Annotated in this window: 20 protein-coding genes; 14 read left to right on the forward strand and 6 right to left on the reverse strand. The window is 59.5% G+C overall.

All coding sequences use genetic code 11. The features are described from left to right. Nucleotides 1-46: 46 nt before the first annotated feature. The 4 genes from O9X91_RS11145 to ugpB form a co-directional block, all read right to left on the reverse strand. Nucleotides 47-1,108: a sn-glycerol-3-phosphate import ATP-binding protein UgpC gene (locus tag O9X91_RS11145; RefSeq protein WP_142913989.1), complete on the reverse strand. Its 1,062-nt coding sequence runs from the start codon at nucleotides 1,106-1,108 to the stop codon at nucleotides 47-49. Further along, nucleotides 1,108-1,956 carry a sn-glycerol-3-phosphate ABC transporter permease UgpE gene (gene ugpE, locus O9X91_RS11150; protein ID WP_077984239.1) on the reverse strand — a complete coding sequence of 283 codons (849 nt, stop codon included), beginning with the start codon at nucleotides 1,954-1,956 and terminating at the stop codon, nucleotides 1,108-1,110. The genes O9X91_RS11145 and ugpE overlap by 1 nt, the downstream gene beginning before the upstream one ends. A 9-nt stretch (nucleotides 1,957-1,965) precedes the next feature. Continuing rightward, nucleotides 1,966-2,847: a sn-glycerol-3-phosphate ABC transporter permease UgpA gene (gene ugpA, locus O9X91_RS11155; RefSeq protein ID WP_077984238.1), complete on the reverse strand. Its 882-nt coding sequence runs from the start codon at nucleotides 2,845-2,847 to the stop codon at nucleotides 1,966-1,968. Between the two features lie 69 nt (nucleotides 2,848-2,916). After that, on the reverse strand, nucleotides 2,917-4,227 hold the full coding sequence (gene ugpB / locus O9X91_RS11160) for a sn-glycerol-3-phosphate ABC transporter substrate-binding protein UgpB (RefSeq protein ID WP_169538598.1): 1,311 nt from the start codon (nucleotides 4,225-4,227) through the stop codon (nucleotides 2,917-2,919). A 338-nt stretch (nucleotides 4,228-4,565) separates the two neighbouring features. On the opposite strand from ugpB, the gene O9X91_RS11165 reads away from it, so the two are divergent. From O9X91_RS11165 to O9X91_RS11175, 3 genes are all read left to right on the forward strand, one after another. Continuing rightward, nucleotides 4,566-5,672: a CobW family GTP-binding protein gene (locus O9X91_RS11165; protein WP_142913987.1), complete on the forward strand. Its 1,107-nt coding sequence runs from the start codon at nucleotides 4,566-4,568 to the stop codon at nucleotides 5,670-5,672. Next, entirely contained in the window at nucleotides 5,669-5,938 is a 270-nt protein-coding gene (locus O9X91_RS11170; protein WP_142913986.1) for a hypothetical protein, read from the forward strand. The genes O9X91_RS11165 and O9X91_RS11170 overlap by 4 nt, the downstream gene beginning before the upstream one ends. Before the next feature lie 97 nt (nucleotides 5,939-6,035). Next, on the forward strand, nucleotides 6,036-6,473 hold the full coding sequence (locus O9X91_RS11175) for a YqaA family protein (RefSeq protein WP_142913985.1): 438 nt from the start codon (nucleotides 6,036-6,038) through the stop codon (nucleotides 6,471-6,473). A 93-nt stretch (nucleotides 6,474-6,566) separates the two neighbouring features. On the opposite strand, the gene zigA is transcribed toward O9X91_RS11175, so the two are convergent. Then, nucleotides 6,567-7,772, reverse strand: a complete 1,206-nt coding sequence (gene zigA, locus O9X91_RS11180; RefSeq protein ID WP_142913984.1) for a zinc metallochaperone GTPase ZigA — start codon at nucleotides 7,770-7,772, stop codon at nucleotides 6,567-6,569. A 296-nt stretch (nucleotides 7,773-8,068) separates the two neighbouring features. On the opposite strand from zigA, the gene aztA reads away from it, so the two are divergent. From aztA to O9X91_RS11235, 11 genes are all read left to right on the forward strand, one after another. Then, nucleotides 8,069-8,902 (forward strand): zinc ABC transporter ATP-binding protein AztA, encoded by an 834-nt coding sequence (gene aztA / locus O9X91_RS11185; protein WP_142913983.1) that lies wholly within the window; start codon nucleotides 8,069-8,071, stop codon nucleotides 8,900-8,902. Continuing rightward, on the forward strand, nucleotides 8,895-9,761 hold the full coding sequence (gene aztB / locus O9X91_RS11190) for a zinc ABC transporter permease AztB (protein WP_142913982.1): 867 nt from the start codon (nucleotides 8,895-8,897) through the stop codon (nucleotides 9,759-9,761). Before aztA ends, aztB begins: the two co-directional genes overlap by 8 nt. 28 nt (nucleotides 9,762-9,789) lie before the next feature. Then, nucleotides 9,790-10,815: a zinc ABC transporter substrate-binding protein AztC gene (aztC, locus tag O9X91_RS11195; RefSeq protein WP_077984232.1), complete on the forward strand. Its 1,026-nt coding sequence runs from the start codon at nucleotides 9,790-9,792 to the stop codon at nucleotides 10,813-10,815. A 170-nt stretch (nucleotides 10,816-10,985) separates the two neighbouring features. Continuing rightward, the gene (locus O9X91_RS11200; protein ID WP_142913981.1) at nucleotides 10,986-11,459 is read left to right on the forward strand and encodes a ribonuclease H family protein; all 474 of its coding nucleotides are present in this window, start codon (nucleotides 10,986-10,988) and stop codon (nucleotides 11,457-11,459) included. 282 nt (nucleotides 11,460-11,741) lie between these two features. Next, a complete protein-coding gene (locus tag O9X91_RS11205; protein WP_162520603.1) occupies nucleotides 11,742-12,434 on the forward strand; it encodes a FadR/GntR family transcriptional regulator in 693 nt (230 codons plus the stop codon). Continuing rightward, nucleotides 12,431-13,603, forward strand: a complete 1,173-nt coding sequence (locus O9X91_RS11210; RefSeq protein ID WP_142913979.1) for a PLP-dependent transferase — start codon at nucleotides 12,431-12,433, stop codon at nucleotides 13,601-13,603. Before O9X91_RS11205 ends, O9X91_RS11210 begins: the two co-directional genes overlap by 4 nt. A gap of 36 nt (nucleotides 13,604-13,639) precedes the next feature. After that, nucleotides 13,640-14,899: an ABC transporter substrate-binding protein gene (locus tag O9X91_RS11215; RefSeq protein WP_142913978.1), complete on the forward strand. Its 1,260-nt coding sequence runs from the start codon at nucleotides 13,640-13,642 to the stop codon at nucleotides 14,897-14,899. Nucleotides 14,900-15,049: 150 nt separating this feature from the next. Next, nucleotides 15,050-15,994 carry a carbohydrate ABC transporter permease gene (locus O9X91_RS11220; RefSeq protein WP_142913977.1) on the forward strand — a complete coding sequence of 315 codons (945 nt, stop codon included), beginning with the start codon at nucleotides 15,050-15,052 and terminating at the stop codon, nucleotides 15,992-15,994. 3 nt (nucleotides 15,995-15,997) lie between these two features. Continuing rightward, complete coding sequence (locus tag O9X91_RS11225; protein ID WP_077984227.1) at nucleotides 15,998-16,828, forward strand: carbohydrate ABC transporter permease; 831 nt, start codon at nucleotides 15,998-16,000, stop codon at nucleotides 16,826-16,828. A 4-nt stretch (nucleotides 16,829-16,832) separates the two neighbouring features. Then, nucleotides 16,833-17,909 (forward strand): ABC transporter ATP-binding protein, encoded by a 1,077-nt coding sequence (locus O9X91_RS11230; RefSeq protein ID WP_142913976.1) that lies wholly within the window; start codon nucleotides 16,833-16,835, stop codon nucleotides 17,907-17,909. A 171-nt stretch (nucleotides 17,910-18,080) separates the two neighbouring features. Further along, on the forward strand, nucleotides 18,081-19,094 hold the full coding sequence (locus tag O9X91_RS11235; protein ID WP_142913993.1) for a LacI family DNA-binding transcriptional regulator: 1,014 nt from the start codon (nucleotides 18,081-18,083) through the stop codon (nucleotides 19,092-19,094). Between the two features lie 47 nt (nucleotides 19,095-19,141). On the opposite strand, the gene O9X91_RS11240 is transcribed toward O9X91_RS11235, so the two are convergent. Then, a complete protein-coding gene (locus O9X91_RS11240) occupies nucleotides 19,142-20,338 on the reverse strand; it encodes an MFS transporter (RefSeq protein WP_077984224.1) in 1,197 nt (398 codons plus the stop codon). Nucleotides 20,339-20,457 lie beyond the last annotated feature (119 nt).

Genomic DNA, 20,457 nt, shown 5'->3' on the forward strand with positions numbered 1-20,457 from the left:
GTGCGAGCACCCGCCGACTGGCGGGTGTCCCTTTTCGTAGGCAAGTTTAGATTCTCTTCCCCGCCGCATCGAACAGGTGAAAATCCTTTGCCTGTGCGGCTATCTTCAGCGTTTCGCCGATGCGCAGTTGCGAGCGGCCGTGAACGCGGAAAACGATGGTGGTGCCGTCAGCGAAGGAGCCGTGCACGTAGCTTTCCGCGCCCACCAGCTCCACGGCGTCCACCTGCACGGTTCCGGTGAAGGCGGCATCTGCGGGGGCTTCATCGGCGAGAGTAATATCTTCGGGGCGGATGCCGAGCGTGGCGACGCCCTGCGGCAGTGCCGCGGTTCCCTGCACCGACCAGCCGGAAGAGCCGTTTGCCGATGTTGCGTCATGGTTCAGCAGGTTCATGGAAGGCGAGCCGATAAAGGTGGCGACGAAGGTGGTGGCCGGTTTTTCGTAAAGCTCAATCGGCGTGCCCATCTGCTCGATGCGGCCGGCATTCAGCACCACCAGCCGGTCGGCCAGCGTCATCGCCTCCATCTGGTCATGGGTGACATAAACGCTTGTCGTGGCGAGCGAACGTTGCAGGCGGCGGATTTCCACGCGCATCTGCACACGCAGCTTGGCATCGAGGTTGGAGAGCGGCTCGTCGAATAGGAAGGCCGCCGGCTTGCGCACGATGGCGCGGCCCATGGCCACACGCTGGCGCTGGCCGCCGGAAAGCTGGCGCGGTTTGCGCTCCAGGAACTGTTCGATCTCTAGCGCCTTTGCCGCCTCGGTAATTCGCCGTTCGATCTCCTCCTTCGGCGTATTGCGGTTCTTCAGGCCATAGGCAAGGTTTTGGCGCACCGTCATATGCGGATAAAGCGCATAATTCTGGAACACCATGGCGATGTCGCGGTCGGAAGGTTCGAGATCGTTGACGACGCGGTCGCCGATGATGATCTGGCCACCGGATATGCCTTCCAGCCCGGCGATCATGCGCAGCAGGGTAGATTTTCCACAGCCGGAGGGGCCGACCAGGACGATCATTTCGCCGTCGGCGATGTCCATCGACACGCCCTTGATGGCCTCGACATTGCCGCCATAAACCTTGCGGACGTCTTTCAGCGCAATTTTTGCCATTACTTTTCGGTCTCCACCAAACCTTTGACGAACCAGCGCTGCATCAGCACCACAACGATAATCGGGGGGATGATGGCGAGGATCGCCGTCACCATCACATAATTCCAGGGCGTCGAAGCGTCGGTAAAATCCACCATCCGCTTGAGGCCGATGATGATCGTGTTCATCTTGGCGTCGTTGGTGACGAGCAGCGGCCAGAGATATTGGGTCCAGCCATAGATGAACAGGATCACGAAAAGGGCGGCGATATTGGTTCTCGACAGCGGCAGCAGGATATCCCGCATGAAACGGAACGGCCCTGCATTGTCGATACGCGCCGCCTCGACCAGCTCGCCGGGAATGGTCAGGAAGAACTGTCGGAACAGGAAGGTCGCCGTCGCGGACGCCATCAGCGGCAGCGTCAGTCCCGCATAGGTGTCGATCAGCCCAAGATCGACGATGACCTTGTAGGTCGGCAGGATACGCACTTCCACCGGCAGCATGAGCGTGATGAAGATCATCCAGAAAAAGCCCATGCGGAAGGGAAAGCGGAAAAACACGATGGCGAAGGCCGACAGGAACGAAATAACGATCTTGCCGATGGCGATGGCGAGCGCCACGACGAAGCTGTTGAACAACAGCCGTTCGAGGCTCACACCGACCACTCTTTCGACACCGCCAACCATGGCCTCGGCGTAATTGGCGCCAAGATGGTCACCGGGCAGGAGCGACATGGGCGGGCGGATGATATCCGTCGACGTCATGGAGGAGGCGACGAAGGTGTAATAGATCGGGAAGGCCACGATGATGATGCCGAGTACCAGCATCAGATGGGCGACCACACGGGCGACCGGGCGATTTTCAATCATGGGAAATCCTCAGCCGTAATGCACGCGCTTCTCGACGAAGCGGAACTGGAAGGCGGTGAGCGCTATGACGATCACCATCAGGATCACGGATTGCGCGGCGGAAGAGCCGAGATTGAGGTTCACGAACCCATCATTATAGACTTTGTAGACCAGTGTTTCCGTCGCCTTGGCAGGGCCGCCACCGGTGACGGCATGGATGATGCCGAAGGTATCGAAGAAGGCGTAGACCGTGTTGACGACCAGAAGGAAGAAGGTGGTCGGTGCTAGCAGCGGGAAAACGATGGTCCAGAAGCGCCGCGAACCGCGCGCGCCATCAATGGAGGCGGCTTCCAGCAGTGATTTAGGAATTGCCTGCAAGCCTGCGACAAAAAACAGGAAATTGTAACTGATCTGCTTCCAGGCGGCAGCCGCGACGACGAGCAGCATGGCCTGGTCGCCGTTGAGCAGCGGGTCCCACATGATGCCGTTACGGCGCAGGATATAGGAGAAGGTGCCCATGGCCGGGTTGAACATGAAGAGCCACAACATGCCGGCAACCGCAGGGGCGACGGCATAGGGCATGATCATCATGGTGCGGTAAAAGCCCTTGCCGCGCACAACGCGGTCGGCAGCCGTCGCCAGAAGCAGCGCCAGCCCCATGGAGACGAGCGCGGTCAGGATGCTGAAGATGATCGTGACCTGCAGCGAGTTCAGATAGCTTTCGTCTGAAAGCACGGCGGAAAAATTCGCCAGACCGACGAAATTGCTGTTTAGCCCGAAGGCATCCTCGCGCATGGTCGATTGGTAAAGCGCCTGGCTTGCCGGCCAGAAGAAAAAGATCACCGTGAGGATGATCTGCGGCGCGACCAGCAGATAGGGCAGGATTTTGTTGGGGAATACGACGCTTTGCACGGCGATCTCCTGATGAGATGGGAATGCCGCCCGCACCCTGTTGAGGATGCGGGCGGGGCAGGGGATCGTTTAGTTGCCGGCGGCCTGCTTGATGGCGGCGTCACCGCGCTCCACGATCTTGTCGAGGGCGGCTTTCGCGTCCTGCTTGCCGGCCAGCATCGCCTCGAACTCTTCATTCATGATATCGCGCACCTGTGGCAGGTTCACGAGACGCACGCCCTTGGAGTTTTCTGTCGGCGGCTTACCCATCATCTGCAGCAGCGGCGTTTCACGGGCGGGGTTCTTGTCATAAAATCCGGATTTCTTGGTTTCCTCATAGGCCGCGATCGTCACCGGCATGTAACCGGAGACCTGATGCAGGCGCGCCTGAATCTTGGTCTGGGAGAGGAAGTGGAAGAACTCGGCCACGCCCTTATATTCGGCGTCGCTTTTGCCGCCGAAGACCCAGAGGCTGGCGCCACCGGGAATGGTGTTCTGCGGACCATGGCCCTCATAATAAGGAAGCTGGCCGATGCCGTAATTCATGCCGGTCTTGACGATATCGCCAAGGCCGCCGGAGGATTCGGTCAGGATGCCGCATTCGCCGGACATGAACAGCTGCTTGGCTTCTGAAGTGCGGCCGCCATAACGGAAAGTGCCGTCCTTCGCGAGGTCTGCAATCGCCTGGAAATGCTCGACGAAGAGCGGCGCGTTGACCGCAAGTTTCACATCCGTGCCACCAAGACCGTTTTCATTGCTGCCATAGGAGACGTTGTTCCAGGCGGCGAAGTTCTCGGTCTGGATCCAGGTGAGCCAGGTGGAGGTGAAACCGCATTGGGCGGCGCCGCTGGTCTTGATCTTCTTGGCGGCTTCGAAAACTTCCGGCCACGTCTTCGGCGGGTTGTCGGCGTCGAGGCCGGCTTTCTGGAAGATATCCTTGTTGTAATAGAGGATCGGCGAGGACGAATTGTAGGGGAAGGACAGCATGGTGCCGTCGGGCTTGGAATAATAGGCCACGATGCCGGCCAGATATTCATCCTTGTTGAAGGTGTATCCCCCTTCCTTCAGGACGTCCGCAACGGGCTTGATGGCGCCGGCGGCCCCCATCATCACGCCCGAACCGGCATCGAAGACCTGAATGATCGCCGGCGGCTGCTTGGCGCGGAACGCCGCAATCCCGGCATTCAGCGTTTCCGGGTAAGTACCCTTGAAGACCGGTGTGATCTTGTATTCTTTCTGGCTGTCGTTGAATTCTTTCGCAAGCGTATCCACGACCTCGTTATTCGCGCCGGTCATGGCGTGCCACCACTGAATCTCCGTCGCAGCGAAAGCATTCGATGTGACAAAAAACGAAAGCGCGGATGCCGCAGCAAGGCGGTAGCTGAGTTTTTTCAAGGCGATTCCTCCCGTTATGAAAACAGTAAAAGATACAGCCCCTTATTGCAGTCGTTCCTCCATGATCCGGCTGCGGGCGATCTTTTCTGCATTAGCGATCTGATTAAAAGCGAACTCTAATGAAAATGCAAGAGAACGTGGAACGATTAAAACGAAAGTGAAGGAAACGGTTTTATTATTCCATTTTCTTCGTTCCGTGGTTTTTTCATGCGCCTGCCCGTTGGCGACGCGCTGGCGCTGGTTTAGCGCGCGCCAGAAATCAAATAATCGCAATTGATACGTTATTACATTACGTACTATGGTGCGGCGAATTTTTGGATGGTGAAGGTGCGGATGTGTTCGGAATGAAGCGGAAGAATGCGGTCGATCCCAGGGACGATTCGGCCGTCGCGCCACCTGCCCGCACAGTGCCGGTTACCCTGCTGACGGGTTTTCTGGGCGCAGGCAAGACGACGTTGCTGAATGCGCTTCTGACTGAGCCGGCCATGCACGACGCCGCGGTCATCGTCAATGAATTCGGCGCAGTTCCCATTGATCACGGTCTGGTGCGGACGGGGTCTGAGCGATATTTCAGAACGACAACGGGCTGCATCTGCTGCACCGCCACCAGCGATATTCGCACTTCGCTTTACGAGCTGCATCAGGCCTTTCTGGAAGGCGTGATGCCGGAAGTATCGCGGGTCGTCATCGAAACCACCGGCCTTGCCGATCCCGCACCTATCATCAACAGCCTGATCGCTGGCGGAACGCCGGCGCTTGGCCTGCGCGATCACATCGTGGCGCGGCATTTTCATCTTTCCGGCGTGGTCACGGCTTTCGACGTTGTCTCCGGCCCGGCGATGCTCGACAGCTTTATCGAAGGCTGGAAACAGCTTGCCTTTGCCGATCATATCGTCCTGACGAAAACCGATCTTGTCGATGCTGCAGCCGTGGACCGCGAAAGCCTCGCCGATCTCAATCCTGCGGCCTCGTTTCATGACCGCAATGCGGTCGATTTCGATCTGATGTCGTTGTTTGCAACCTCGGATTATTCGCTGCGCGGCAAGCCGGAGGATGCGCCGGGATGGCTTGCGGCAGACAGGCTGAGCCTTCATGCCGCCCACCAGCACGATATCAACCGCCATGGCGTCGGGGTCGAGGCTTTCGATCTTACCTTTGACGGCGCTTTTGATCCGCAAGCGATTGTCACTTTTCTGGAGCTCGTCACCAGCAATGTGCATTCCGGCCTGCTGCGACTCAAGGGAATTTTCGGCGCGACGGATGATCCGGAGCGGCCGGTTATCGCCCATGCGGTGCAGCATCGGCTTTATCCATTGACCCGCCTGGAGCGCTGGCCGGATGGCAATCGTGGCACGCGCATCGTGCTGATCGGCATGGAGATGCCGCAGCAGCCGATCCGCGCTCTCTTCGAGACATTGGCCGCGCAGGCGGCGCGAAAGGGCAGGGTATGAACAATCCGCTTGCGCGCAGCGGCTCCGCAATCGTCTCGCAGGCCCGTCTTGTGAAGCAATGGTCCCGCGATTTGCTGCATCTCCACCCCGAAGACATTATTACAGTCAGCGAGCTTTCCTGCGCCCTGCCGGATTGCCCGCCGCGCGAAACGGTGATCGTCATCCTGTCGGCTTCCGGCACAAGCCGGCAACTATCCATCCACAAGGCGCTTCTCGCCGTGGATCATGACGATATCGTGCGCGCCATCGCCGCGAATTCGGCTTGAGAACCCGTTTTCAGGCTCAAGATGCGCTTGACCGCCGCCGCCCTCATCCGCCACTTCAGGGGCAGCGACGGGATTCGTGGAGGATGAAGGGCGGGCAATGGCCGATCTGGCGGTATATGCGGGTTTGTTCCTGACGGCGTTCATAGCAGCGACCATTCTACCCATGCAGTCGGAGGCCGCATTGGCCGGCCTCATCCTTCTGAAATCACAGCCCGTCTGGCTGCTGGTCGTCGTGGCCAGCGCCGGCAATGTCGCCGGCTCTTTTGCGAACTGGCTGCTCGGCCGCGGCATCGAGCGCTTTCGGCATGAACGCTGGTTTCCGGTCGGTGAGGCGGCGCTGGAGCGCGCCCAGAACTGGTATCGGCACTATGGCAAATGGTCCCTGCTGCTCAGCTGGGTGCCGCTGATCGGCGATCCGCTGACGGTTGCCGCCGGGATCATGAAGGAACCGCTGCCAGTGTTTCTGCTGCTGGTCACCGTCGCCAAGGTTGGGCGTTATCTCGTTCTGGCGCTGGTGACGCTGAATTTTCTGTAGTGTTTCGCAAGAAACGGGGCGGCCTGTTTCTTCTCCCCGGCGGAGAGAAGACGAAAGGCGCACACGCCCGGCTAAAATAAGGGCGAGGAACGATCAAGCCGCCTGCCGGTCCCAGCTTGCGAAAGGATCGGGCAGGTGCAGCCATGCATCCGGTGTGAATGCCTCGGTATCGATCAGGCAGGCGTCGAGCTGCGCGCGGATGCGCGCCTCGTTCATCGGATCGGAGCCGATGAAGACGATTTCCTGCCGGCGGTCGCCGAAGACCGGATCGAGATAGTGCTTCATCATATCGAGGAACTGCTTCTCGCGCGGCCATTGCTCTTTCGGCACGGCGGACCACCACAGGCCCATCTTGCCGGTACGCACCAACGCGCCGGCCTGGCTGATCTCGCCGACATAACGCGGACGCGTCGCCAGCCAGAAGAAGCCCTTGGCGCGCACTACGCCTGGCCAGGCGCGGTCGATGAAGCGCTGGAACAGCACAGGGTCGAAGGGTTTTTTGGCGCGGTAAACAAAGGAGCGGATGCCATATTCCTCGGTTTCGGGAATGTGGTCCTTGAAGCCGTGCAATTCCTTGAACCATAGGGGGTGTTCTTCCGCCCTGGCGAAATCGAAACGGCCGGTGCCCAGAACCTCCTTCAACGCCACCTTGCCGAAATCGGCCTCGATGAGTTTTGCATCCGGGTTCAGCCCGACGATGATCTTGCGGGCGGCGTCCCGCTCCTCTGGCGTCGCGGTGCCGATCTTGTTGAGGACGACGACATCGGCAAATTCGATCTGCTCCACCAGGAGATCGACGATGGTGCGGTTGTCGCCATCGCCTGCGGTTTCGCCCCGGTCGGCCAGAAAATCGGACGAACCGTAATCGTTGAGAAGATTGGCGGCATCCACCACCGTCACCATGGTGTCGAGACGCGCAACATCGGAAAGGCTGCGGCCGTTTTCGTCGCGAAAATCGAAGGTCGCAGCGACCGGAAGCGGCTCGGCGATGCCGGTGGATTCGATCAGCAGGTAATCGAAACGCCCCTGTTCGGCCAGCGCCCGCACCTCCTTCAGGAGGTCGTCGCGCAGCGTGCAACAGATGCAGCCATTGGTCATTTCCACCAATTGCTCCTCCGTGCGGGAGAGATTGGCGCCGCCATCGCGCACCAGCGCGGCGTCGATATTTATCTCGCTCATGTCATTGACGATCAACGCCACACGCAGACCATCGCGATTGGCGAGAATATGGTTGAGGAGCGTCGTCTTGCCGGCGCCCAGAAAGCCGGAAAGCACGGTGACGGGAAGTTTGTGCGACATAAGGACCTCGTTCTTTGGCAACGCTCGCGTGCACCTCATGGCGACCACGCGGACGATCTGAAAACGACGGGTTCGGTGCTACCCCGTCTTTGTGATGTAACGTAATAACATTACACATCGTCCACCTGTCAACGGGCGACAGAAAAAAAGTGTCCCGCTATGCGGGGGCTGTGACTTATGCGAAGCGCAACGCATCTTTCCGATAGTTAATGTTATTTCATTACGTATTCGTTTGACGAATGTAATAACATTACATATCAAGGGCCATCGAATGACATCCTGCCTTGGAGGGATCGATGAGCGATCCGTGCCTCACCTTCAAAAACCTGACGCTTGGATATGCCGGCCGCGCGGCCGTGCATCATCTGAATGGCGATATCGCCAAAGGCTCGCTCACTGCGGTGGTCGGCGCCAATGGCTCTGGAAAATCGACGCTGATGAAAGGCATTGCCGGCATTTTGAAACCGCTCGGCGGGGAATGCCGGTTAAGCCCAAATCTGTCCGTCGCTTATCTGCCGCAGCAATCGGAACTCGACCGCTCCTTTCCGGCGCAGGTGCGGGATCTGGTGGCGCTTGGTCTCTGGCCGAAACGCGGCCTGTTTGGCCGCCACCGTTCCGAAGACCGGGCGGCGATGGGCCGCGTGATGGAGGCGGTCGGGCTTTCCGGTTTTGAAAAGCGAAATATAGACTCACTGTCCGGTGGCCAGATGCAGCGAGCCTTGTTTGCGCGCGCGATGTTGCAGGATGCGCAGCTGATCCTGCTCGACGAACCCTTCAACGCCGTCGATGAGAAGACTGTTGCCGACCTTATGGTCCTGATCAAGTCATGGGTGGCCGAGGGGCGCACGGTGCTGGCGGTCCTTCATGACTTCCAGCTCGTGCGGCAGCATTTTCCAGAGACCCTGTTCCTCGCCCGAAAGCTCGTCGGGCTGGGTCCTACGGCCGAGGTGTTGAAGTCCGAGAACATCCGGCAGGCGCGGCATTTTCACGAGGCGTGGGAAGAAAATGCGCCCTGGTGCGATCCGGCCGAAGCACCTTCGCTGCAGATCGTCGGGGCAAGTCCGCACGCTGCCACCGCCCGTTCCCATTCCCATGACCACTCACGCGCGAATTCGAATGCCCATGGCTGATATCTTCATCCAACCCTTCGTCCAATATGTCTTCATGCAGCGGGCGCTCGCCGGTGCGCTGATCCTTGCCATCAGCTGCGGCCCGGTCGGGGTGTTTCTGATGCTGCGCCGCATGAGCCTGACGGGCGACGCCATGTCTCATGCCATCCTGCCGGGGGCGGCGGTCGGGTTTCTGTTCTACGGGCTGGAAATCCTGCCCATGACCATCGGCGGGCTGGCTGTCGGCCTTCTGGTCGCGCTCGGCGCCGGCGCTGTGTCACGCTTCACCATCCAGAAGGAAGACGCTTCCCTTGCCGCCTTTTATCTCATCTCGCTTGCGCTCGGCGTGCTGCTCGTCTCATGGCGCGGTTCCAGCGTCGATCTCATGCATGTGCTGTTCGGCACGGTGCTGGCGCTGAACAATGAGGCGCTCGGCCTGATCGGCAGCATCTGCATCGTAACGTTGGTGGTGATGATCACCTTCTGGCGGGCGCTGCTGGCGGAATGTCTCGATCCCCTGTTTCTGCGCTCGGTCAGCAACTGGGGCAGCCCGGTGCATTTCCTCTTCCTTGCCATCGTTGTGCTCAATCTCGTCGGCGGCTTTCAGGCGCTGGGAACGCTGCTCTCGGTCGGGCTGATGATGCTGCCCGCCGCCGCCAGCCGCTTCTGGTCGAACCGTGTCGCACCCATGTGCTTCATTTCCATCGGCATCGGCATGGTGTCCTGCTTTGCGGGCCTGCTCCTTTCCTATCACGCATCGCTGCCATCAGGCCCGGCGATCATCCTGTCCGCGGGCGTCATTTACGCCCTCTCCATCCTCGTCGGCACGCGCGGCGTGCTCAGCGATCTTCTCGGTTCCGGCCGTCACAGGACGGCCTGAAAACAGCGTTCGAAAAAGGAGAACCTTCATGTTCAAAACCCTCCGTCTCGCCACTGGCGTCAGCCTTCTTTCCCTCTCCCCGGTCCTGATGGCGCAGGCGTCCGCCGCCGAACTCAAGGTCGTGGCGAGCTTCTCGATCATCGCCGATTTTGCTAAAAACGTCGGCGGTGACCGCGTGGAGATCACCACGTTGGTGGGGCCGGATGGTGACGCCCACGTTTATGAACCCCGCCCGGCCGATGCCGTCGCCGTCAGCAAGGCGGATGTGGTGCTGGTCAACGGTCTGGAATTTGAAGGCTTCCTGAAGCGGCTGATCGACACCAGCGGCACCAAGGCGCCGGTGGTGGAACTGACCAAGGGTGTGGAGCCGCTCAAGCTTTCTGAAGAGCCGGCAGGTCACGCCCATCCGGAAGCCGAGGAAGAGGATGGCCACGACCACAAGGCCGAAGAAGCCGGCCACAGCCATGAGACCGCCGAGGCCCATGATCACGACCACGGCCATGAGGGGCATCACCATCACGGCGAATACGATCCACATGCCTGGCAGTCGATCAAGAACGCGGAAATCTACGTGAAGAACATTGCCGGCGCATTTTGCGAAGTCGACAAGGCCGGTTGCGCCACCTACACCGCCAATTCGGACGCCTATATCGCCAAGCTTGCCGCGCTGAACGAGAAGGTGAAGACCGAGATCGCCGCCATCCCGCCGGAAAAACGCGTCATCATTACTTCGCATGACGCCTTCGGTTATTTCGAGCATGCCTATGGTCTGAATTTCCTTGCGCCCGAAGGCGTATCAACGGAATCAGAAGCGTCGGCCGCCGATGTCGCCAAGCTCGTTGACCAGGTAAAACATGACAAGGCCTCGGCGATCTTCGTCGAAAACATTACCGACAAGCGGCTGATCGACCAGATCGCCAGCGAAACCGGTCTCAAGGTTGGTGGCACGCTATACTCCGACGCGCTTTCGACTGCCGATGGCCCGGCTTCGACCTATATCGACATGATCAATCACAATATGCAGACGATCACGGCGGCGGTTCTCGGCCAGTAAGTTCAGCTCTTTCGTTGTGGAGTCGGGGAGGGCGGCTTGCGCCGCCCTTTCTGCTTTTCTCCCCGCGCTTTTTGGCTGCCTGCGAGGGGGAAACGCTATTGGCACCGAAGAAACCTTCTCAAATGGCGTGTTGCTTTAGTGGTTTCCGATTGGGTACTACACAACCTGTCATGTCCGATGCGCTTCACATTTTCACCGACGGCTCCTTCGATGATGCCTCCCGTTTCGGAGGATGGGCGTTCGTCGTTTATGAAACAGCCGACCAAATCCATTCGGCCTCGGGCAAGGCGGTCGGCACATCCAACAATACGTTCGAGGTCCTCGCCGTCCTGAATGCCATGTTGTGGATCGCCGCTGAGGCGCCAACGCGGGCAGTCACGCTCTGGACGGATGCGGTTCATGTCATTGAGGGCTGTCGGCGGTATCGAGCGATCTGGCGCAACAATGGCTGGACGCGCATCACGCCCAACCAGCGTAGCCGCCGAAGACCGATCCCTGACAGGGAAATCTGGCAGCAGCTCGACACCTTGCTCGAGCAGCATCCCCATGTGGCCGTAGAATGGTGCAAGGGGCATTCCGGCACTGTCGGCAATGAGCATGCCGACGCATTGGCGCGTCAGGTGGCTCGCGTGAAGACGGCTTAATCGGCGGCTCTCAGTCGTCGTGATGCGGCACAATCGATTCCCTTCAAGCCCGCACTCTGACTTTTCGATATCGAGGGATCGCGCAGTTACTTTTTTGCTGCACCAATAACCCAAGAGACACATTGGGTACTTCATTATCTCTATTTTTTCAGCAGCATACGAGATTTTGCTGAGAGGAGCGTACAGCGTCCCTTGCCCGTTGACATTCCTTTTACCTTTTGAAATGGTAAGATGTCAGACCAATTTAGGGGATGCGTTTTGGACAGGTCCCGCCGGGAACTCATGCAGCCGATTCCGCCGAGCGACCGTGTGCGCCAGGTGGAGGCGGCGCTTTCCGAGTATGTGGAGCGGGCTGGACTGAAGGCGGGAGATCGGCTGCCGGCGGAGCGGGAACTTATGGCGGCGCTGGGCGTGGGGCGGTCCACCATCCGCGAAGTCATCCGTAAGTTTCAGGCGCTCGGTGTGATCGACAGCCGAAAGGGCAGCGGGAACTACCTCCTGAAACCGATTTCCGCCGCCACCGTGCATATGCCGATCTCCATCGATGCCGAAAGCCTGCGCGACGCGCTGCTGATGACGCTGGAAGTACGACGCGGCATCGAAGTGGAGGCCTCCATGGCCGCCGCTCGTCGCCGCACGGCAGACGATATCGCCACCATGGAAGCGCGGCTCGATGAGATGGAGCGGGTGCATCTGGCCGAAGGCACCTCCGGTAAAGCCGACCTTGCCTTCCATCTGTCGATCTACGACGCCACCCACAATACGCTGTTCAAGCAGCTTCTGGAGCAGATGCGCGAAGGTTTCGAACGTTTCTGGTCGAAACCGTTCGACCGCCCGGATTTCGCCGGTCGCTCCTTTCCCTTTCACCGCACCCTGTTCAACGCGATCGCTGCGGGCGATGCGGAGACCGCCCGTGAAGAAACACTGAAAATCCTCGCCGTCGTCGAGGAGGATATCAAGGACATGTCGAAATGAACCATGGCAACGATCTGTTCGATCCCGCCTCTTTGATCGTCGCCCATGACGAAGCCCACGCCTTCGACGCCGTGGTGCCGCCCATCGTGCAGACCTCGCTTTTCACCTTTTCCAGCTATGACGAGATGGTCTCCACCTATCGCGGCGAAAAGGTGCGGCCGGTCTATACGCGCGGGCTCAATCCCACCGTGCGGCTGTTCGAGGAAATGCTGGCGAAGCTCGAAAGGGCGGAAGAAGCGCTCGGTTTTGCGAGCGGCATGTCGGCCATTTCCTCCACCGTGCTTTCCTTCGTTTCGCCGGGCGACCGCATCGTCGCAGTGCGCCATGTCTATCCCGATGCCTTCCGCCTGTTCGGCACCTTCATGCAGCGCATGAATATCGAGGTGACCTACGTCGACGGTCGCGATGAGGCGGCGGTTGAAAAGGCGATGCCAGGCGCCAAGCTGTTCTACATGGAAAGCCCGACAAGCTGGGTGATGGAAGCCCATGATGTCGGTGCGCTCGCTGCCATAGGCAAGCGTCATGGCGCGGTCACCGTCATCGACAATTCCTGGGCAAGCCCCGTTTTCCAGCAGCCGATTTCGCTTGGCGTCGATTTGGTCGTGCATTCGGCTTCGAAATATCTCGGCGGCCATAGCGATGTGGTGTCCGGCGTGGTTGCCGGTTCGAAGGCGATGATCGACCGCATCCGGGCGGAAACCTATCCCTATCTCGGCGGCAAGATGTCTCCCTTCGACGCATGGTTGCTCATTCGCGGACTGCGCACCCTGCCGCTGCGCATGAAGGCGCATCAGGCCTCGGCTTTGGATATCGCAACGCGTCTTCACGCGCTCGACGTCGTGGAAACCGTCTGCCATCCCGGGCTGGCGAACCGCCTGCCGCCGGGTCTCAACGGCACGTCGGGCCTGTTTTCCTTCATCTTCAAGGAAGGGGTGGATGTGCGCGCTTTTGCCGACCGGCTCAAGCTTTTCAAATTGGGTGTTTCCTGGGGCGGGCATGAAAGCCTGATCGTTCCGGGCGAAGTGGTGCTCGAACAGAAGGCGCAGCCAAACTCCGCCCACACCTTCGGCATCAGCGCACGCTCCGTGCGCCTGCATGTCGGGCTGGAGGGCACGGAAGCGCTCTGGAACGATCTCGAACCCGCGATCAAGGCGGCCTCCGCCGCCTGACGTTTTTTAAACTGACCACAAAAAGGGGAGAACGACATGAAAAAACTGGTAGCAGCAGCAATCTTCACCGCCCTGATGACCGGAACGGCGCTGGCGGACACGACCTTGAAACTGGTGGAAGTCATCACCAGCCCGGAACGCACCGAAACGCTGAAGGGCATCGTCTCGAAATTCGAAGCGGCCAATCCCGGCACCAAGGTAGAGATCATCTCGCTGCCGTGGAGCGAGGCCTTCCAGAAATTCGCCACCATGGTTTCCGCGGGCGATATTCCCGATGTGATGGAAATGCCTGATACCTGGCTGTCGCTTTATGCCAATAACGGCATGCTGGAGAGCCTTGAACCCTATCTCGCCAAGTGGGAACACACGGCGGGCTTGAGCGAGCGCACGCTCGAACTCGGCCGCGATGTGAAGAATACCGCCTATATGCTGCCTTACGGTTTCTATCTCCGCGCCATGTTCTACAACAAGAAACTGCTGGAACAGGCCGGCGTGAAGGAGCCGCCGAAGACGCTCGACGAATTCGCCGACGCCTCGAAGAAAGTGGCGGCCCTTCCCGGTAAATATGGCTATTGCCTGCGCGGCGGCCCTGGCGGCCTCAACGGCTGGGTCATGTTCGGCGCGTCCATGGCTGGCTCGAACGAGTTTTTCACCAAGGACGGCACTTCCACATTCGATAGCCCCGGCTGGGTGAAGGGCCTGACCTATGTGATCGATCTTTACAAGAACGGCCTGGCGCCGAAGGACAGCGTCAACTGGGGCTTTAACGAGATCGTCGCCGGTTTTTATTCCGGCACCTGCGCCTTCCTCGATCAGGATCCGGATGCGCTGATCGCCATTGCCCAGCGCATGAAGCCGGAAGATTTCGGCGTCATGACCATGCCGAAGGGACCCGATGGCAAGACCTTCCCGACTATTGGTTTCGCCGGCTGGTCGATGATGGCGAAGTCTGAAAACAAGGACCTTTCCTGGAAGCTGATCGAGACGCTTGAGGGACCGGAAGGCAATATCGAGTGGAACAAGAAGACGGGCGCGCTGCCGGTGCACAAGTCGGCGGAGAAGGACCCCTTCTATGCCAGCGAGCAGTTCAAGGGCTGGTTCGATGAACTGGCGGACAAGAACGCCGTGCCGACGACGATGCCGACCTATCTTGAGGAATTCGCCTTCTTCAAGGACTCGCTCGTGATCAAGACCTCTCAGGAAGCGCTGCTCGGCGACATCACGCCGGAAGACCTCGCCAAGCAATGGGCGGATTACATGACGAAGGCGCAGCAGAAGTTCCTCGCCTCGAAGTAACGACACGCACCAGCCGTGCGGGCGCAAATGCCCGTGCGGCGGGTCTTGCCGGCCTTCGCTGCGACAGGCTTTTTCTTGCAATTTTTCGGATCGGTGAGCCGAGAGGCTGGAAAACCCGTCCGTTCCGTCGTCCGATCAGGGAGCGATACAATGTCCTATGCCCATGGCGCCGGGCCGGTGGCTGCGCGCAAACCGGCTGGCAAGCCCGCAATGCGGCGGTTTGCTGATTGGGCCGAACCATGGCTCTACAGCGCGCCCGTTCTGGTGCTCATCGTCGCCGTCATGCTGGTGCCGCTGGTGCTCGGCCTCTCCTATGCGTTTCGCGACGTGCAGCTGCTCAACCCGTTCTCCGGCGGTTTCGTTGGCCTGAAACATCTGGAGGCTCTGTCGCAGGACGCGGCCTTTTACCGGGCGCTGAAAAACACGCTCTGGTGGACAGGCGCTTCGGTTTTCCTGCAATTCTTCTTCGGCCTCATTCTGGCACTGCTGCTGGATAAGCCTTTCGCAGGCAGGGGGCTCGCTCAGGCGCTGGTGTTTCTGCCATGGGCCGTGCCGACCTTTCTCGCCGGTCTCAACTGGGCATGGCTGTTCAACCCGGTCATCGGGCCGCTGCCGCACTGGATGGCGTCGCTCGGGCTTTTATCCGCACCCAACAATATTCTCGCCGATCCGCATCTCGCCATGTGGGGGCCGATCATTGCCAATGTCTGGTGGGGCATTCCCTTCTTCGCCATCACTTTGCTTGCCGCATTGCAGGCGATTCCGCGCGATCTCTACGAGGCTGCGGAAATCGACGGGGCGAATCCGCTTCAGCGTTTCACCTCGATCACCCTGCCGTTTCTCGCCCCCACCATCGCCATCACCATCCTGCTGCGCACCGTCTGGATTGCCAATTTCGCCGATCTCATCATCGTCATGACCAATGGCGGACCGGCCGACCGCACGCAGATCGTCGCCAGCTACATCTTCACCCAGGCCTTTAGGCGTCTGGATTTCGGTTATGCCTCGGCCATTGCGCTGGTGCTGCTGGTGTTGCTGCTTGCCTATTCCATGCTGATCGTGCTGCTGCGCCAGCGCCTGATCGAGAAGGATTGACCGATGACATCAAGGATATTTTTCACCCTTGCCCATCGTCTGGCGATCCTCGCCTATATCGCCTTTGCGCTGTTCCCGCTGTTCTGGCTGCTCAAGGTCTCCGTCACGCCGAATGATCTGCTCTACAGCGAAGGTGTGCGAATGTGGCCGTCGCGGGCGACATGGGACCATTATCGTTTCGTCATAGAAAACAGCGCCTTCCCGACATTTTTTAAGAACAGCGTCATCGTCGCTGGCTCCACGGCGCTTGCCGTAACGGTACTCTCGTCACTTTCGGGTTACGCGTTGTCACGCTTCCGTTTCAAGGGCAAATACTGGATCGTCGCCCTGATGCTGATCACCCAGATGTTCCCGCTGGTGATGCTGGTCGCGCCGATCTTCAAGATGCTGTCGCCGCTCGGCCTCACCAACAGCCTGACGGGTCTCGTCATCGTCTACACCGCCTTCAACGTGCCTTTCGCCACCTTCCTCATGCAGTCTTTTTTCGACGGCATTCCGAAGGATCTGGAAGAGGCCGCAATGATCGACGGGGCGAGCCGGTTTACGGCCTTTCGCCAGATCATTCTGCCACTGACGCTGCCGGGCATTGCCGCAACGCTCGGCTTCGTCTTCACCGCCGCATGGAGCGAGCTGCTGTTTGCTCTGATGCTGATTTCCGGCAACCAGAGCGCCACTTTCCCGGTTGGCCTTCTGACCTTCGTGTCTAAATTCTCCGTCGATTTCGGACAGATGATGGCGGCGGGCGTTCTGGCGCTCATTCCGGCCTGCCTCTTCTTCCTGCTTATTCAACGTTATCTCGTGCAGGGCCTGACGGCCGGCGCGGTGAAAGGATAATCCCATGGCTTCCATCGAGCTGAAGAATGTCGGCAAGACCTATGGCGACCTCGCCGTGCTGCATGGCGTCGATCTTGATATTGGTGATGGCGAGTTCATCGTTCTCGTCGGCCCATCCGGGTGCGGAAAATCGACGTTGCTGCGCATGATCGCGGGACTTGAGGAGATAACGTCCGGCGACCTGTCCATCGACGGTGAGCGCGTCAATGATCGCCGGCCGAAGGACCGGGATATCGCCATGGTGTTTCAATCCTACGCGCTCTATCCGCATATGAGCGTTGCCGACAATATGAGCTATAGCCTTCGCCTGCGTCGCAGCCCGAAAGAAACCATCGCGGCGGCGGTGGCCGGTGCTTCGGCGAAACTCGGCCTCGATCCCTATCTCGCCCGCCGCCCGAAGGCGCTCTCCGGCGGCCAACGCCAGCGTGTCGCCATGGGCCGCGCCATCGTGCGCCAGCCCAAGGCCTTTCTGTTCGATGAACCACTGTCCAACCTCGATGCGCGGCTGCGCGAGCAGATGCGCGCCGAAATCAAACGCATGCATGCCGATCTCGGTGCCACCTCGGTTTACGTTACCCATGACCAGATCGAGGCCATGACGCTCGCATCCCGTATCGTCGCCATGAATGCCGGCCATGTGCAGCAGATCGGGGCGCCGCTCGATCTCTATGACCGTCCCGCCAATCTCTTCGTTGCCGGCTTTATCGGCTCACCGGGCATGAATTTCCTCGAAGGCCGGATCGGACGGGAGAATGGCGGCAGTTTCGTCGTGCTGAGTGACGGCACGCGCCTTGAGCTTGGCCGGGATGTGAAGCTGGCCGATGGCGAGCCGGTCACGCTCGGCATCCGTCCGGAACATGTCACCGTTGCGCTGGCCGAGGGTGATGTTGAAGCGACGGTCGATCTGGTCGAGCCGACCGGCCTCGGCGTCATCTTGCATCTCACCGTGCACGGATTGCCGTTCAAGCTGTTTTCGTCAGACCGGGCGCTGTTGCAGCCGGGCAAATCCCTTCGGGTCGGTTTCCCGCAGGAGCGGCTGCATGTCTTCGACAGGAGCGGCGCCCGGATCGATGGAACCTGATACTTGAAGCTATTCTACTTATGTTATGAGAAAGAATGTATAGTTTGTACGCTCTGATGTTTTGGCTTCCGGGAGGCTCATATGATCGGTCTTTCGCGACAGGAAAGAGCGATGTAATCTACCCATGATTCTTTCATTGGGGGTAACATTGTGGCCAAGTCTATCAGGACGATGGAGGAATTTTCGGAGTTCGTCGGGTTCTCTCGCCCGACGGTATCCAAATACTTCAATGACCCGTCCTCGGTGCGTAAGAAGACGCGGGACACAATAGAGGAGGCGCTTAGAAAATCCGGCTTCCGGCCGAATATGTTTGCCGTCAATCTCAACCGCCGTCGCAGCAATATTATTGGCATTGTCATTCCGAACTATGCCGACCCTTTCTACATGGCCCTGACGAACCGTATCGAATCGATTGCCAACGACGCCGGTTTTCTTGCCTTCGTGCTGTCTTCGGATGGAAAGCCGGAAATCGAAGACCGTGCCATCCGTACTTTCAAGTCCATGAACATCGCGGGCGCGATCATCGCGCCGCTGGGTGTTACATCGCACTGCTCGACACTAGAACAGCTCGCCGCTACCATCCCCATCGTCTATGTCGACTCGCCGCTGGACGAGATGTCGGCCTTTGTCGGCACGGATAACAGGCAGAGCGTTGACCTGATCGTTGATTACCTCTGCCGCTCGGGTGAGCCGCCCAGCTATTTCGATATGCCGCAGGTCAACAACAACTCCTCGACGCGCCGTATAGCCTATGAGGAGGCTATGCGGCGTCTCGGCCGCGAACCCTTGTGCCTAGATGTCGCGAAGCCCGCGCGATGGGATTTCGAGCGGTTTGCGTTCGATGAGGCGAGCCGGCTTTTCGAACGAATGGGAGATCTGCCCTCCCGAACCATCCTGTGCGCCAATGATCGGATCGCTTTCGGCGTCATCTCGGCTGCCTCGCAGAAGGGCATGAAGGTCGGCCATGGCACCGGGTATGATCTGCGGGTTGCCGGTCATGACGATCATCCGCTGTCGCGTTACGCCAACCCGCCGATTACGACCGTGGCGCAGAATTATAACGAGATCGGCAGGCTGTCGATCGAGCTTCTTTTTCAGAAGCTGAACGAGGAGGCGGGTCAGTCGACCCGCATTCGTGATCGCATTCTCCTCAGTGCCGACCTCATGTTGCGAAAATCGGCCTGATGCGGGGCGGCGGTCAGATTTGAAATGACCGCCGCTATTGGCCGGTCCTAGCGGTGGCTCGGCAGTTTCGGCAGGAACACTGTCAGAAGGCCGAGCAGCGGCATGTAGGAGCAGATGCGGTAGACGAATTCGATGCCTTCCTTATCCGCATAGACGCCCAGAACCGCAGCCCCGATGCCGCCGAAACCGAAGGCGAAACCGAAGAACATTCCGGCGATGAGGCCGACGCGGCCCGGCACCAGTTCCTGCGCGAACACGACGATGGCCGAGAAAGCGGAGGAGAAGACGAAGCCGATGACAACCACCAGAACCGCCGTCCAGAACAGGTTGGCATAGGGCAGCATGAGCGCGAAGGGAATGACGCCGAGGATCGAGAACCAGATGACGACGCGGGAGCCGAAACGGTCGCCGATCGGGCCGCCGAAGAACACACCGAGTGCCGAAGCCCCGAGGAAAAGGAACAGCAGAACCTGCGCGTCCTGTACGCCAAGGCCGAACTTGTCGATTGTATAGAAGGTGAAGTAGCTGGACAGGCTGGCGAGATAAGCATTCTTGGTGGCGGTCAGAACCACCAGCACCAGTAGCGTCATCATCACCGTGCCGCGCGAGAGGGGCAGGGCGCGGCTGGCCGCGGCCTTGCCGACGGTTGCGCGGCGGTGGCGGGTGTACCAGACGCCGACCCAGGAAAGCACGCCGAAGCCGAGGAGCGCGATCAGCGAGAACCAGCTCAGGCTCGACTGGCCGAGCGGGATGACGATGAAAGCGGCGAGCAGCGGGCCGATGGCCGTGCCGGTATTGCCGCCCACCTGGAAGAATGATTGCGCCAGACCGTGTCGGCCGCCGGATGCCAGGCGCGCAACGCGGGATGCTTCCGGATGGAAGATCGCCGAACCGATGCCGATGAGGCAGGCGCCGATCACCAGAACCTCGAAACTGTGGGCAAAGGCGAGCGTGATGAGGCCGGCGCAGGTGGACAGCATGGCGACGGGCAGGGAAAACGGCATCGGCCAGCGATCCGTCACCATGCCGACGACCGGCTGCAGCAGCGATGCAGTGACCTGAAAGGCGAAGGTGAGCAGGCCGATCTGTACGAAATCAAGCGCGTAATTGGCTTTCAGCAACGGGTAAAGCGACGTCAGCAGCGATTGCATGATGTCGTTCAGCATATGGCAGAAGCTGGCGGCTGCGATTATTGAAAACGCCGTGCGTTGCGGGTTGAACCCGGTGCTGGTGACGGTTGCCATGGTAAATCCTCTTCAGATTCCCGCTCAAACAACGGGAAACACGTCTTTATTTCTTCCCGCTTTTATTCATATTGTTTCTGGCCTGCATTTGTGTTCTGGACGATTTTCTTTGTGAGTGG

Source organism: Agrobacterium salinitolerans (genome assembly GCF_027498475.1).
GTDB classification, from domain to species: Bacteria; Pseudomonadota; Alphaproteobacteria; order Rhizobiales; family Rhizobiaceae; genus Agrobacterium; species Agrobacterium salinitolerans.